We start from the raw sequence: 14016 nt of genomic DNA on the forward strand, positions 1-14016 counted from the left end.
TTAAACGCAAATAAGGAGCACTTTTCCATCTGGAAGGGCGCTCCTTATCTGCATTTCTTGCCAGGATCACAAATACTTCTGAGTTTACAAAAATTTCCGGATTCGCTCCATGGCCTCCGCCGTATCCTCCGGCGTTCCAAAGGCAGTCAAACGGAAGAATCCTTCTCCGTTTGTTCCAAAGCCGCAGCCGGGAGTGCCGATGACCTGCGCTTTTTCCAACAACTGATCAAAGAATTCCCAAGAGCTTAATCCATGAGGACACTTCATCCACAGGTAGGGGGAGTGAATTCCGCCGGTATGCCAGATGCCAGCCTGTTCCAGAGCTTCGTGCATCAGCCGTGCATTGGAGCGGTAGATGGAAAGAACTTCCTGGCAAGCGGCCATTCCTTCGTCGGAAAAAGCCGCCGCCGCCGCTCTCTGAACCGGATAGGAAACACCGTTGAATTTGGTGGTCTGACGGCGGAGCCACATGGCGCGCAGAGAAAGACCGCCCCGAATCAGTTCTTGAGGGACTACCGTGTATCCACAGCGAGTTCCGGTGAAACCAGCGGTCTTGGAAAGGGAGCACACTTCGATGGCGCATTCCCGCGCTCCCTCGATCTCATAGATGCTGTGGGGCAGTTCCGGCGAAGTGACGAACGCCTCATAAGCAGCGTCAAAGAGGATGACAGCCCCTTGTTTGTTCGCGTAGTCTACCCACTCGGCCAGCTGGGCTTTTGTATAGACCGCGCCGGTCGGGTTATTGGGAGAGCAAAGATAAATGATGTCTGCTTTCTGGTCAGGATCCGGCATGGGGAGAAAACCATTTTCCGGCCCCGCGGGAAGGTAGGCGATGCGCCGGCCCGCCATCTGATTGGTGTCCCGGTAGACCGGATAAACCGGGTCCGGGATCAGCACGGTGTTATCCGTGTCGAATAGATCTAAAATATTGCCTAGATCGCACTTGGCGCCGTCGCTGATAAACAGATCGTCGATGGGCAGTTCGACCCCAAACCGCCGATAATACTGTTGAATGGATTCTTTTAGAAAATCATAACCTTGTTCGGGGCCGTAACCGTGGAAGCGGGAAGGATCTCCCTGGTCAAGAACCGCCTCGGTAAAAGCCTGAACCACCGGTGTAGGAAGCGGACGCGTGACATCGCCGATGCCAAGACTTAGGATGCGTTGGTCCGGATGTGCGGCCTGATAGGCAGCCTTTTTCGCGGCAACCTGAGAGAAAAGGTAACTGGTTTCCAGGGACCGGTAGTTTTCATTGATCTTCATTTGAGAAGCCTCCTTTATTTGCTGGCATAAAGCTGCTGGTAAGGACTCTTTGCGTTTGGTGTAATGACATAAAAATTCTTGGAGAGAATTTCCTCCATAGATTCGTCGAATATATGGCAAAACTGTTCTAGGGCTGGACGAATTTCGTCCAAATCAGCTTCGTCGGCAAGGCGGCTGGTCAGCCGGGAAGAAAAATCTGCCGGAAGCTGTCTCGCTCTTAGGTAGATGCGTCCGCCGTACATTCCCATCCCACAAAAATTATTGACGGGAACAGGCGCGTCTGAGTGAAGGCCAAGGACGATGATGGTTCCGCCGGACTGATATTCACCAAGAAAGCTGCCGGCTGTGCCGCCGACGACTAGGAGAGGCCGGTGTTCGCCGTATTCCTTCATATGGATGCCGGCCCGGTAGCCGACGTTGCCATGGACAAAGATGCTGCCTCCCCGCATGGAGTAGCCGGTGGCGTCGCCGGATAGCCCATCGATACAGATGGAGCCTTTGTTCATCGTATCTCCGACGGCGTCCTGGGCATTGCCATGGACAAAGATGCTGCCTCCGTTCAGATAAGCGCCTAGGGCGTTTCCAGGAGTACCGAAGATTTCCAGATGTTTTTCCGCCAGGCCGTCGCCAATATACCGGTGACCGCAGCAGCCGTGAATTTCTATGGTGCTTTCATCCGCCGTTCGGATAAATTGATTTAAGGTTGAAAAATCCAAGTTTTCTGCCTGAATGACCATATCTGCCTCCTTATTCCCCGGCATGAGAAATGCCCAGAATCGAAAGCTCCCGGTCAGAGAGTCCGATACCGCGGAGCATCATCCGGTTTCCGCGCAGGGCTTCAATGGAATTGATTCCCATACCGCCCATCATTTCTTTGATTTCCCTGGTCCATGAGGTAACCAGATTGACGAGCCGTGCGGCTCCTTCTTCCGGATCTAAGCGTTCCACCAAATCCGGGCGCTGCGTCGCAATCCCCCAGTTACACTTGCCTGCATGGCAGGAGCGGCACAGGTGGCAGCCTAACGCCAGCAGGGCGGCGGTTCCGATATAGACCGCGTCGGCTCCCAGAGCGATGGCTTTTACCACGTCGGAACTTTCCCGGATGCTGCCGCCGGCAATGATGGAGACATCCCCTCGAATTCCTTCTTCCCGCAGCCGTTGATCTACAGCGGCCAGCGCTAATTCGATGGGGATTCCGATATTGTCGCGAATTCGGGCGGGAGCAGCTCCGGTGCCACCGCGAAAACCGTCGATAGCGATGATGTCCGCGCCGCTGCGGGCAATGCCGCTGGCAATCGCCGCGATGTTATGGACAGCGGCAACTTTGACCAGAATCGGTTTTTTATAATCGGTGGCTTCCTTCAGAGAATAGACCAGCTGACGGAGGTCTTCGATGGAATAAATATCATGGTGGGGCGCCGGAGAGATCGAATCGGCCCCTTGGGGAATCATTCGTGTCTTGGAGATATCCCCTACGATTTTTGCGCCGGGAAGATGGCCGCCGATACCGGGTTTTGCTCCTTGGCCCATCTTGATTTCAATGGCGGCGCCTGCGTTCAGGTATTCTTTGTGGACGCCGAAACGGCCGGAGGCAACTTGGACGATCGTGTGCGGGCCGTACTCATACAGATCTTCGTGGAGGCCCCCTTCCCCGGTATTATAACAGATTCCAAGCTCCTTTGCAGCATTTGCCAGCGCTTTGTGGGCGTTTAAGCTGATAGAGCCGTAACTCATGGCCGAAAAGAGGATCGGCGTATCGAGAGAAAGTCCGGGGGTCAGCTCGTTTGTCAGAAAACCGTCCGAGCCGCGGTGGACTTGATGCGGTTTTTTACCCAAAAACGTCCGTGTTTCCATGGGCTCCCGCAAAGGATCGATGGGCGGGTTGGTGACCTGGGAAGCATTTACCAGGATTTTATCCCAGTAAACCGGATAGGGCTTCGGCGTTCCCATGGCGGCTAGTAAAACGCCGCCGCTTTCTGCCTGGCGATAGATATCGTGGATGGTCTCTTCCCCCCAGTTGGCGTTGGGGCGGAAGGTGTGATCCGTTTTCCGGATTTTCAGCGCGCGGGTCGGGCAGAGGGCGACGCAGCGGTGGCAGTCTACGCAGTTGGCCTCGTCTGCCAACATCTTTTTGTGTTCTTTATCAAAGCGGTGGACCTCGTTGGCGCACTGCCGTTCACAGAGGCGGCAGTTGATGCAGCGAGTCTCGTTCCGCACAATTTCAAATTCTGGGTAGATCATGGTTCCTGTCATACGCTTTTTCCTCCTTCCGTCTGACTGGCAAGACGTACGATGATCGGTTCGCCGCCTTTCGGGGCCCAGATGCGGTCAAGGGTTGGGGCGATCGTCCGAATGGCGCATTCTTCGCTGGCCACATAAAAAATGTCGTCCTTTTCAGCCGCCACCATGGAGCGGAGTTTTAGCCGGTCATTCAGCGCCATCAAGCCCCCTTCAAAGCCAAGCAAGATCGAGAAGGGTCCGGTGATGAGGAGACTGGAAAAAACATTGCGCAGATAGGTATACGTTTCCTTCTCCTCAGGAGACAGCCGTTGAATCGTACTCCAGAAAGGCGCGGCGACCACGTGGGCGGCTTCTTCCAGAGTCAGCCCTTGTTTGCGGAGCAGGTAATCAAAAATATAAGTAATGACCTCTGTATCCGTCAAAAGGTTGCAGCGATAACCGAACATTTCAATCCAACGCCGGTTGGCGTCGTAGGAAGAAATTTCTCCATTATGTACAATGGAATAATCCAACAAGGCAAACGGATGTGCGCCGCCCCACCAGCCCGGCGTATTAGTCGGATAGCGGCCGTGGGCGGTCCAGCAGTATCCCTCATATTCTTCCAGGCGGTAAAAATCTCCGACATCTTCGGGATATCCGACCGCTTTAAAAACACCCATGTTTTTTCCGCTGGAAAAGATATAGGAACCGGAAAGCTCCGAATTTACTTTGATGACGCAGCGGACCACGTATTCCCTTTCATCCAATTGGCTTGACGCCAGCTTATGGGGGAGCGGTACGACAAAGTACCGCCAGATTTGCGGCTCGTCGATGACGCCTGGCACTTTTTTGGTAGGAATCTTCGATAAATTTGCAATATCAAAATGACGCTCTAAAAATTCTTCGCAGGACTGGCGGTCGGAAGGGTTTTCGTAGAATACATGGAACGCGTAGCAATCCTGATATTCCGGATAAATTCCATATCCGGCAAAACCACCGCCAAGGCCATTGCTTCGATCGTGCATAACGGCAATTGACTTTACAATTTTGTCGCCAGCAATTCGCGTCCCATTTTTGGAAAAGATTCCGGAAAGCGCGCAGCCGGACGGAATTCGAATTTGGCCTTCTTTTTTCATAGTATCCCTCATTTCTTTTTTTATTGCCATGAGAAAATTCGCCGGAATTTTCTTGCCATAGAAGAAAAGGCGTCCAAACCAGAATATCCATCGGGGAGAGGATAGATCTATTCTGGTTTGAACGCCTTTGTTCTTCTCAGGAATATAGCATAAAGCAGCGTAGAAGTCAATGGAAAAGAAGAAAAAAAGTTACTTTTTAAAAATAAAATATTAAAATAACAAAATAAAAATAAGAAAACACAAAATAAAAATGATAAGAAAGTATTGACAGGAAGAAAAAAAGATGCTATAGTCACCAGCAAGTAGCAAAGGCGCTGCGGGAAAACCCGTAGCGCCTTTTTTTATTTCATAGGCAATTCCGTTGGAAAGGAGCATGTATGATGGAAAACAGCAGAAAAGCAGAAGCGCCAACTTCCGTCCCGGAGTTATTTGGCAGCATGGTATTTAATGATCACGTGATGAAGGAGCGTCTCCCGAAGGAGACTTACAAGGCTTTGCGCAGGACCATGGAATTGGGTAAAAAGTTAGATCCTAGCGTAGCCAATGTGGTGGCCAACGCGATGAAGGACTGGGCGGTGGAAAAGGGAGCGACCCATTTTACCCACTGGTTCCAGCCGATGACTGGAATTACGGCAGAAAAACACGATAGCTTTATTTATCCGGATGGAGACAGCGCCGTAATCATGGAGTTTAGCGGCAAGGAGTTGGTAAAAGGCGAGCCGGACGCTTCCAGTTTTCCGTCGGGCGGTCTGCGAGCCACCTTTGAGGCAAGAGGGTACACGGCCTGGGATCCATCTTCCTATGCCTTTATTAAGGAAAAGACTCTCTGCATTCCTACGGTGTTTTACTCTTATGGCGGGGAGGCTCTGGATAAAAAGACGCCGCTGCTTCGTTCCATGGAGGTGATTAATAAGCAGGCACTTCGTATTCTTCGTCTCTTTGGTGATACCACGACCACACGCGTCACAACGACGGTGGGGCCGGAACAGGAATATTTTCTGATTGATACGGAGCAATATAAAAAGAGAGAGGACCTAAAACTCTGCGGACGCACGCTGTTCGGGGCAAAGGCTCCGAAGGGGCAGGAGTTGGAGGACCATTACTTTGGCACCATCAAGCCCCGTGTGGCTGAATTTATGGAGGAGTTGGATCAGGAGTTGTGGAAGCTGGGAATCTTTGTCAAGACTGAGCACAATGAAGTAGCCCCTGCCCAGCATGAGATGGCGCCGATTTTTACGGATACGAATCTGGCGTCGGATCACAACCAGTTGACTATGGAAGTCATGAAGCGGGTCGCTTCCCGTCATGGGATGGCCTGCCTGCTCCATGAGAAGCCTTTTGAGGGAATCAATGGAAGCGGCAAACATAACAACTGGTCGATTTCTACTAACACGGGCGTCAACTTATTGGAACCTGGGGATTCTCCGAAAGAAAACGCACAGTTTTTATTGTTTTTAACCGCGGTAATCAAAGCGGTGGATGAATATCAAGATCTGCTTCGTGTGTCGGTTGCCAGCGCGGGAAATGACCACCGTCTGGGGGCCAATGAAGCGCCTCCCGCCATTGTCTCGATGTTCCTTGGCGACGATTTGACGGAGATTTTGGAAGCGATTGAAGCGGGCACCTCTTATGACAAAAAAGATGCGGAGGTGATGAAGGTAGGCGTCCATATCCTTCCTCGTTTCCCGAAGGATACAACAGACCGGAACCGGACCTCGCCTTTTGCTTTTACTGGAAATAAGTTTGAGTTCCGGATGCTGGGCTCCGATCTTTCCATCGCAGGTCCGAACGTGGTTCTTAATACGATTGTGGCGGAAGAGTTGTCCCAGTTCGCGGATAAGCTGGAACAGGCAGATGATTTCGACGAGGCTTTGCAGGAACTGATCCGCAAAACCTTTGCAGAGCATAAGAGAATTGTATTCAATGGAAACAACTATGCCAAAGAGTGGGTAGAAGAGGCGAAAGTGCGTGGCCTGATGAATCTGGCGACGACCGCGGATGCTCTGCCATCCTTTATTGCCGACAAAAATATTGAGCTGTTTACGAAGCACAAGATTTTTACTACGGCAGAGCTTCACTCCCGCTATGAAATTTTGATGGAGGTTTATTGCAAGAAGCTGCATATCGAGGCGGCGACGATGATCGACATGGCTCACCGTCAGATCTTGCCGGCTATCGCCAGATATTCCTGTGATCTAACCAAAACGGCGTTAGAAAAACAGCAGCTTTCCGGAGCGATTTCCTGTGAGTTTGAACTGGATACGGTAACCGAGCTTTCTACGGATGCCGGCCAGCTGAGACGAGCGTTGGTAGAGATGGAGAGCGACTTGGAGAAAGCAGAGGGGATTGACGATGTGACGGAGCAGGCAAATTACTATAAAGACGTCATCCTTTCCGACATGGAAAAAGTTCGGGAGGCTGCAGATCGCGCAGAGGTGCTGACGGCAAAGGCGTATTGGCCGTTCCCGGATTATACGGACCTTCTCTATAGCGTTATGTAAAAATTATGGTTTCTTTCTCCTTATATACACTTTCATGAAAAGGGATGCTGCCTTAGCCGGGCAGCATCTTTTTTGGACATCATCATCAAATCAGGAATCAAATTCCGGGTAAGCGTTTGGGTCTGGCGGAGGGCACTCTGGCGGGGTCCATTCGTAATTATCGGTCAGATAATCGTACATTTTTTGAATCTTCTCATGGATTTCGGCCAGAGAGGGGAGTCCGTGGAAAAATTTGGCTGGTTCTGCGCGCCAGTACAAATCGTCATTGGCCAGGTTTTCAACCAACGCATGATTGAGCGCTACGATATAAACCATCTGGCCAGGTTTCATTCGGTGGGGACGGTGAGTAACGTCCACGACGAAATCTTCCAGGACGGGTCCACGGTAGGTCTCGGTCTCCATATGGCTTTCCATTTTTCTGATTTCTTCATAATCCTTTTCGGTAAACAAATCGCCTATATTCATTGGTAAACCTCCTTTGCTGCTTTTCATTGCTTTCTGATTTTTTCGTTTTATTGCATCACAGCCGCAGCGCACGCTCGAAAAATCTTCGATTTTCCTCGCTCACGGGCATTCGCCCTATCGCTTCGTAAGATGCCAAATTCGTCTGCAAGCAGCCGATTTGTCATTTTACGAAGCGGCGCTGCTCATTGCTTTCGCGTATATTGTATCACGGAGAAAGGGGGGAATGCAATGTCTTGACGCTGCCGTTTTCAAAAAGGTAGGTTTGGTGGGATATGCCGTCAAATATTTGCGTATCTTCTACCGATATTAAGATAATCTTCTTTTTTTGAAGGCTCACGAGGTGCGGCAGTACCCAGGGCAAATCGGAGTCATCCATATAGCAAAAGAGTTGATCAAGCAGGAGAATCGGCGCTTCTGAGTGAAGCGTGTTGATAAGAAGAACCCGTTTTCTTACGGACTCAGAAAGTTTATCTAAAGTTTTGTCTGCATAGGAAGAAAGTTCAAAGGTTTGGAGCAGGACGGACGCCTTTCCGCGCGCTTGGTCTGGTTCTAATCTCTGCAGGAGCCCCGTGTAAATTAGATAGTGAGAGAGAGAAAAACTGCCGGGAAAAAGCGGAAAACGTGAAAAATATGCCAGATGATTTTGATAGGCTCGCCCTAAGGTGAAGATATCGTATCCGAGAAAATAAATGTTTCCACATTCCGGTTTTTTCGTTCCCGTTAAAATCTTTAGAAATTGAGTCTTTATGCCGGTATCGGAACCGGAGAGTAAGTGAATTCCTTCGGAAAAGGAAGCGGAAAAGGTATAATGATGTCCGCAGGATGTTTGAGATACCTGAATGACTTCCAATTCCATATGGTAGGTCCTCCTATATAATTGCTACAATAAACTACTTTGTTAATTGTTCGCATTATACCAGGTTCTTCACAGGTTTTCCATAGATTAAAAAAAAAAACGAAAAAAACTATGCACAATTCCGCGAAATATGCTAAACTGAAAAAAATACCAATGTTTTCAAATATAGAGGATAGGAGGTTTATCATTATGGAATCATTTACGTACTATACCCCCACAAAAGTGTTTTTTGGGGAAGATGCGGAATCTCATATTGGAAAAGCACTGAAAGAGTATGGAGTAAAAAAAGTACTTCTGCACTATGGCGGGGGCAGTATTAAGCGGATCGGCCTTTATGATAAGGTGGTTTCCCAGCTTACGAAAGCAGAGATTCCATTTGTGGAGTTGGGCGGTGTAGAACCGAATCCAAAGATTGGTTTAATCCGAAAAGGAGTGGAACTTTGCCGGGCGGAGCAGGTAGATTTTCTTCTGGGCGTAGGGGGCGGCAGTGTCTGCGATTCCTGTAAGGCCATTGGCATGGGACTTACAACTGGCTTGGATCCCTGGGAAGTCGTGTCTAAAAATATTGTGCCGGAGAAACCCTTTCCGATGGGGCTGGTATTAACCATTGCGGCGGCTGGCAGTGAGATGAGCAATTCTTGTGTGATTACCAACGAAGAGACAAATCTGAAGCGCGGCTGCAATCATGACGCAAACCGCCCCACGTTTGCCTTTTTAAACCCGGTTAATACGTTGTCTGTATCCAAATTCCAGACGGCCGCCGGGATCGTAGACATTATGATGCACACCATGGAACGTTATCTGACCAGCGATCCGGAGACCCCTCTAACGGACAGGATTGCGGAGAGCCTGTTAAAACTGGTGAAAGAATACGGAACCAGGTTGATGCAGGATCCGCAGGACCTGGAAGCCAGAGCACAGATAATGTGGGCCTCTACCCTTGGACATAATGACATTACAGGGTGCGGCAGAAATAAAACCTTTACCGCCCATAAGATTGAACATGACTTAAGCGGCGTTCATGATGGGATCACTCATGGCGCGGGTTTGGCGGTCGTTTTCCCTGCATGGGTTCGCTATGAATATAAAAACGGCATCGATCGTTTTTATCAATGGGCGGTAAATATCTGGGATGCGGAGCCTAGCGAGGATAAGGAGAAAGCGATCTTAGAGGGTGTTGACCATATGGTGGCGTTTTTCCGGTCTTTGGATATGCCGGTGACCATGAAAGAGTTGGGCGTGACACCGGAAGAGTATGAGAAGATTTCTAAAATGACTACAAATGGAGATGCGAAACCCTTGCCATCCTTTGGAAAGCCGCTGACGAGCGCGGATATCCGTGAGATTTATCGGCTGGCAGAATAATTTTCTGTAAAAAGAAAAGGACTATTCTTTTAAATTGGAACAATAGTGAGTCAAAAAGAGAATCAATTCGCCAGGCGTGGGCTTTTCTGTCAGGTTCCGCTTGGCGATTGCATTTAGCTTTGTTCTGTCTCCGTAGTCCCAGCAATCGTCCACAGCCCGTGCAATGTTCCGGGCTACATTTCCTGTGGAAGTACCGAAACGGGCGGCAATCGGCTGATAGATGGTTTTCATCAGGGAGCGCGGAAGAAATTGTCCTTGATCGATAACAGCTTGGACGGCGCAGCCCAGATAAAGGTAACCGGTAGAGGTTGGATGCCCGGCGATGGACAAGATAACGGATTCAATACTTTTTGAAGTCATGGCAACAATCCCCTCTGTGATGATTTGGCACAAAGGATATCATGACAGAGAATAGTACAAAAAGGAAATGTTTCGTCAAACTTAGACAAAAACAGACAAAAAGAGGGATAAAATCAAGAGAAAGTTGGAATCTCTTACAAAATTGGTTTAATAGTGGAAAAAATTTCCGGTATCCATAGAAAATACTACCATCTCTTTCGATTTAGAGATGGTAGTATTTTCTAAAAGGTACTTTTTATAGGAAAGAGCATTGGATGCAGTGGGAAATAATTATTTTATGCTTCCATTTCCCTGCTATTTTGATTATAATAAGAAAAGCCACCTTCAATAGGCAGGGGTGAACGAAACAGATGAATGGGAAAGGGGCGGCCATGGGAAAAGTTTTTTATATTTTTGGAAAGAGCGCATCCGGAAAGGACAGCATTTTCCAACGGCTGCTGGAGGATCTTTCTTTAGGCCTTCGGGGCGTAACGATGTATACCACCCGGCCGATGCGTCTACACGAGCAGGAAGGTGTGGAATATCATTTCATTTCGGAGCAGCACCTGTCGGAGTTCCGGGAACAGGGACGGATCATAGAGGAGCGGACCTATCAGACTATGCACGGCCCGTGGACTTATGCAACCATTGACGATGGTCAGATCGATCTTCGGACGGGAGACTATCTCATGACCGGCGTTTTGGAGTCTTATCTCAGCACGAAGCGGTATTTTGGCGCGGACTGGGTGGTTCCTCTCTATATCGAGGTGGAAGATGGGGAGCGGCTTCGCCGTGCTCTCGAACGGGAGCGGAAGCAGGCGTGTCCCAGATACTCAGAACTGTGCCGTCGTTTTCTGGCGGATGAAACAGATTTTGCAGAGGAACGTCTCCATATGGCCGGAGTAGAAAAGCGGTATCAGAATGAAAATCTTGCAGTGTGTTTGACTGAAATCAGGCAGGAAATTCTTTCCGGAAAGTGACGGCGGTGTGAATGCGAAAAGAAGAGATGCGGGAATACTTTTTTCGTGTAAAAGAATTAGAAAAGATTTCCCATGCTTATATCATTGAAGAAGAGAGCGGGCAGGAGGCAGACGCTCTGGCGGGAGATTTTGCCGCTCTTTTGGAATGTGAGAAGGGGACGGGCTGTGGGACTTGCCATTCGTGTCTAGCGTATGCCAGCGGGAATCATCCGGATATTATCCGGGTGTCTCATGAGAAACCGGACAGCATCGGCGTGGAGGAAATCCGCAGGCAGTTGGTGGATGATATTACGATTCGCCCTTACAGCAGCCCTTATAAGGTGTATTTGGTTCCGGAGGCGGAGAAACTGACCGTTCAGGCCCAGAATGCGCTTTTGAAAACATTGGAGGAACCTCCTTATTATGGGATGATTTTTTTGTTAACGTCAAATGCGGGTAAGCTTCTCCCTACGATCTTATCGAGAAGCGTGCTGTTGAAATTGACGGAAGAGGAGCGGGAGGAGCTGCTTTTACCAGAGGAAGACCGGAATTTGTTTTTGTCCCTGCTTCGTCAGGCGGGACAGTTGACGGTAGCGCAGATGGCCGACAGCGTGAAAACATTAAAAGAACGGAAGATTCCGGCTGGAGCTGCTGCGGCTTTGGCGCGGGTGTATCTTCGGGATGTGTTAGTTCTGCAGTCTACCGGAAAACGGGAACTTTTGCGGATGCCGGAAGAACTTGACGGATACCAGGAATGGGCGGGGGAAGTATCTTCCCACGCACTTCATCAGATTTTGGAAGAGATCGACGCAATGGAGAGCCGCATTCTTTCCAATGTAAACTATGAATTAGCAGTAGAACTATTGCTGCTGACGATGAAAACGACCAAAAAACTCGGCGAGCATAGCGGAGTTGTTCAGGAGGATTTTTGATATATGGTACAGATTATTGGCGTAAGATTCCGCTGTGCGGGAAAAGTATACTATTTTGATCCGGGAGACAAAGAAATCAAGAAAGGCTCAAAAGTGATTGTAGAGACCGCCAGAGGTTTGGAGATGGGCACGGTTACGCTGGGAAATAAGATGGTAGAGGAAGAAACCGTAGTCCAGCCGTTGAAGCCGGTCATTCGTATTGCCACGGAAGAGGACTTTGCCACCATTGAAAAAAATAAAGAAAAAGAGAAAGCCGCATTTCAGATTTGCCAGGAAAAGATCACAAAGCATGAGCTGGAGATGAAGCTGGTAGATGTGGAATACACATTTGATAACAATAAAATTTTATTTTATTTTACTGCCGATGGAAGAATTGATTTCCGGGAACTGGTAAAGGATTTGGCTTCGGTGTTTAAGACGAGGATTGAGCTTCGCCAGATCGGAGTTCGCGATGAGACGAAAATTTTAGGGGGGATTGGAATCTGCGGTCGCTGCTTATGCTGTCATTCGTATCTTTCGGAGTTTGCGCCGGTTTCGATTAAGATGGCAAAGGAACAGAATTTGTCCTTGAATCCCACGAAAATTTCTGGGGTTTGCGGCCGCCTGATGTGCTGCCTGAAAAATGAGGAAGATACCTATGAGTATTTAAACAGCCGTCTGCCTGGCATCGGCGACTCGGTGGTACATGAGGGCGACGGCGTTCGTGGTACGGTTCAGAGCGTCAATGTGTTGCGTCAGCTGGTCAAAGTGATTGTCAGCCTGGATGGGGACGATGTAGAAGTCAGGGAGTATCCGATTGACGAGCTGCGGTTCCGGCCAAGGAAGAAGAAAGGAAAGGGTGCAGCGGAGAAGGACGAGCAGGATTTTGAACAAGAGGTTCAGGATTTGGAAACACAGGAATGGAAGGAAGAAGCGGTTTTAGAAAGATCCGTACAAGAAAAAAAAGAGCGGGAGGATACTGCTTCGGGGAAAGAAGATCCAGAGAAAAGCCGTAAAGGCGCGGAACCTTTGGGACAAGATCGGGGGCGGAGGAACCGAGAGCATCCGGAGCGCAGAAATCGCGAGGGAAGAAATTCGGAGAAGGAGTTTGCAGAAAAGGGAGACCGTGGAAACAGAGATCACGCAAGGTCGGACCGCGGAGGCCGAGAGCGCAAAAACTGGGAGCGTGGGGGCCGGGAAAAGGAACGTTCAGAAAGAAAAAACCAGGAGAAGAACAATGGAGAAAGAGAATCTAGGCCTGGCGAGTGAATTCCTGCGGGAGGGGGAGCGCCTGGATGACCTTCAGAGAAATCACTACCAGATTATTCAGAATCCATCGAAGTTCTGCTTTGGTATGGACGCTGTGCTGCTCTCTGGCTTTGTGACGGTAAAGCCTGGGGAGCGGGTGCTGGACTTTGGCACTGGAACCGGCATTATACCAATCCTTTTAACAGCAAAGACTGAGGGCCGCCATTTTACCGGCCTGGAGATCCAGGAAGAGATGGCGCAGATGGCGGAGCGGAGCGTCCGGCTCAACGGTCTTTCGGAAAAAGTGGAGATTGTGGTTGGAGATATGAAAGAGGCCTCCCGTCGATTCGGAGGGGCTTCTTTTGATGTGGTAACTTGCAATCCGCCATACATGAATCAAAATCATGGGCTGAAAAATCCCTCGGAACCCAAGGCTATTGCGCGGCATGAAATTTTATGTACCTTGGAGGACGTGATTCGGGAGGCTGCCAGGTGTTTAAAGCCGGGAGGACGTTTTGCCATGGTGCACCGCCCCCATCGCCTGGGAGAGATTTTTTCGCTGATGAAGGCGTATCAGTTGGAGCCAAAGCGGATGAAGATGGTGCATCCGAACCGGGAGGCGGATGCCAATATGGTGCTGTTGGAAGCTTCCCGCGGCGGGAATCCATGGTTGAAGGTGGAAAAACCGCTGATTGTATATCGCGAGCCTGGCGTGTACTGTCAGGAAATCTATGACATTTATGGATATTGAGC

At 49.6% G+C, this 14016-nt stretch carries 12 protein-coding genes and 1 pseudogene; 6 read left to right on the top strand and 7 right to left on the bottom strand.

Annotated elements, in window-relative coordinates:
• Nucleotides 1-84: 84 nt before the first annotated feature.
• The 4 genes from ACCC71_RS00630 to ACCC71_RS00645 are packed head-to-tail and all read right to left on the bottom strand — an operon-like array spanning nt 85 to nt 4619.
• Entirely contained in the window at nt 85-1263 is a 1179-nt protein-coding gene (locus tag ACCC71_RS00630; RefSeq protein WP_434310523.1) for an LL-diaminopimelate aminotransferase, read from the bottom strand.
• Nucleotides 1264-1277: 14 nt separating this feature from the next.
• Nucleotides 1278-2000 (bottom strand): glutamate synthase, encoded by a 723-nt coding sequence (locus ACCC71_RS00635; RefSeq protein WP_434310524.1) that lies wholly within the window; start codon nt 1998-2000, stop codon nt 1278-1280.
• Between the two features lie 10 nt (nt 2001-2010).
• Entirely contained in the window at nt 2011-3516 is a 1506-nt protein-coding gene (locus ACCC71_RS00640) for a glutamate synthase-related protein (protein ID WP_434310525.1), read from the bottom strand.
• Nucleotides 3513-4619: a class II glutamine amidotransferase gene (locus ACCC71_RS00645; protein ID WP_434310526.1), complete on the bottom strand. Its 1107-nt coding sequence runs from the start codon at nt 4617-4619 to the stop codon at nt 3513-3515. Before ACCC71_RS00645 ends, ACCC71_RS00640 begins: the two co-directional genes overlap by 4 nt.
• Before the next feature lie 377 nt (nt 4620-4996).
• Between ACCC71_RS00645 and ACCC71_RS00650 the strand changes: the two genes are divergently transcribed.
• Nucleotides 4997-7120 carry a glutamine synthetase III gene (locus ACCC71_RS00650; protein ID WP_434310527.1) on the top strand — a complete coding sequence of 708 codons (2124 nt, stop codon included), beginning with the start codon at nt 4997-4999 and terminating at the stop codon, nt 7118-7120.
• A gap of 90 nt (nt 7121-7210) precedes the next feature.
• Here ACCC71_RS00650 and ACCC71_RS00655 read toward each other — a convergent pair whose 3' ends face one another.
• Together ACCC71_RS00655 and ACCC71_RS00660 are read right to left on the bottom strand one after the other, a co-directional pair.
• Complete coding sequence (locus tag ACCC71_RS00655; protein WP_434310528.1) at nt 7211-7585, bottom strand: hypothetical protein; 375 nt, start codon at nt 7583-7585, stop codon at nt 7211-7213.
• A gap of 205 nt (nt 7586-7790) precedes the next feature.
• Complete coding sequence (locus tag ACCC71_RS00660; RefSeq protein WP_434310529.1) at nt 7791-8441, bottom strand: ATP-binding cassette domain-containing protein; 651 nt, start codon at nt 8439-8441, stop codon at nt 7791-7793.
• 189 nt (nt 8442-8630) lie between these two features.
• Here ACCC71_RS00660 and ACCC71_RS00665 point away from each other — a divergent pair, with 189 nt between their 5' ends.
• Nucleotides 8631-9806 carry an iron-containing alcohol dehydrogenase gene (locus tag ACCC71_RS00665; protein WP_434310530.1) on the top strand — a complete coding sequence of 392 codons (1176 nt, stop codon included), beginning with the start codon at nt 8631-8633 and terminating at the stop codon, nt 9804-9806.
• Between the two features lie 21 nt (nt 9807-9827).
• On the opposite strand, the gene ACCC71_RS00670 is transcribed toward ACCC71_RS00665, so the two are convergent.
• Nucleotides 9828-10166, bottom strand: coding sequence for a sporulation initiation factor Spo0A C-terminal domain-containing protein (locus ACCC71_RS00670; RefSeq protein ID WP_434310531.1), 339 nt, complete (start codon nt 10164-10166; stop codon nt 9828-9830).
• A 371-nt stretch (nt 10167-10537) separates the two neighbouring features.
• Here ACCC71_RS00670 and ACCC71_RS00675 point away from each other — a divergent pair, with 371 nt between their 5' ends.
• The 4 genes and pseudogenes from ACCC71_RS00675 to ACCC71_RS00690 all read left to right on the top strand — a co-directional run bounded on the left by ACCC71_RS00675 (nt 10538) and on the right by ACCC71_RS00690 (nt 14014).
• Complete coding sequence (locus ACCC71_RS00675) at nt 10538-11125, top strand: guanylate kinase (protein WP_434311786.1); 588 nt, start codon at nt 10538-10540, stop codon at nt 11123-11125.
• 11 nt (nt 11126-11136) lie between these two features.
• Nucleotides 11137-12036 carry an ATP-binding protein gene (locus ACCC71_RS00680; RefSeq protein WP_434310532.1) on the top strand — a complete coding sequence of 300 codons (900 nt, stop codon included), beginning with the start codon at nt 11137-11139 and terminating at the stop codon, nt 12034-12036.
• Between the two features lie 3 nt (nt 12037-12039).
• A pseudogene (locus tag ACCC71_RS00685) lies at nt 12040-12945 on the top strand (PSP1 domain-containing protein); the annotation flags it as partial.
• A 307-nt stretch (nt 12946-13252) separates the two neighbouring features.
• Nucleotides 13253-14014, top strand: a complete 762-nt coding sequence (locus tag ACCC71_RS00690; protein ID WP_434310533.1) for a tRNA1(Val) (adenine(37)-N6)-methyltransferase — start codon at nt 13253-13255, stop codon at nt 14012-14014.
• Nucleotides 14015-14016: the final 2 nt, after the last annotated feature.

The sequence above is a fragment of the Hominifimenecus sp. rT4P-3 genome (genome assembly GCF_051055405.1).
Taxonomy (GTDB): domain Bacteria; phylum Bacillota; class Clostridia; order Lachnospirales; family Lachnospiraceae; genus Pseudolachnospira.

Excerpts from the sequence above, each read along its gene's own strand:
- ACCC71_RS00670 (WP_434310531.1), bottom strand. The coding sequence starts at position 10,166 with ATGACTTCAAAAAGTATTGAATCCGTTATCTTGTCCATCGCCGGGCAT.
- ACCC71_RS00675 (WP_434311786.1), top strand. The coding sequence starts at position 10,538 with ATGGGAAAAGTTTTTTATATTTTTGGAAAGAGCGCATCCGGAAAGGAC.
- ACCC71_RS00655 (WP_434310528.1), bottom strand. The coding sequence starts at position 7,585 with ATGAATATAGGCGATTTGTTTACCGAAAAGGATTATGAAGAAATCAGA.
- ACCC71_RS00630 (WP_434310523.1), bottom strand. The coding sequence starts at position 1,263 with ATGAAGATCAATGAAAACTACCGGTCCCTGGAAACCAGTTACCTTTTC.
- ACCC71_RS00690 (WP_434310533.1), top strand. The coding sequence starts at position 13,253 with ATGGAGAAAGAGAATCTAGGCCTGGCGAGTGAATTCCTGCGGGAGGGG.
- ACCC71_RS00635 (WP_434310524.1), bottom strand. The coding sequence starts at position 2,000 with ATGGTCATTCAGGCAGAAAACTTGGATTTTTCAACCTTAAATCAATTT.
- ACCC71_RS00640 (WP_434310525.1), bottom strand. The coding sequence starts at position 3,516 with ATGACAGGAACCATGATCTACCCAGAATTTGAAATTGTGCGGAACGAG.
- ACCC71_RS00645 (WP_434310526.1), bottom strand. The coding sequence starts at position 4,619 with ATGAAAAAAGAAGGCCAAATTCGAATTCCGTCCGGCTGCGCGCTTTCC.
- ACCC71_RS00650 (WP_434310527.1), top strand. The coding sequence starts at position 4,997 with ATGATGGAAAACAGCAGAAAAGCAGAAGCGCCAACTTCCGTCCCGGAG.
- ACCC71_RS00665 (WP_434310530.1), top strand. The coding sequence starts at position 8,631 with ATGGAATCATTTACGTACTATACCCCCACAAAAGTGTTTTTTGGGGAA.
- ACCC71_RS00680 (WP_434310532.1), top strand. The coding sequence starts at position 11,137 with ATGCGAAAAGAAGAGATGCGGGAATACTTTTTTCGTGTAAAAGAATTA.
- ACCC71_RS00660 (WP_434310529.1), bottom strand. The coding sequence starts at position 8,441 with ATGGAATTGGAAGTCATTCAGGTATCTCAAACATCCTGCGGACATCAT.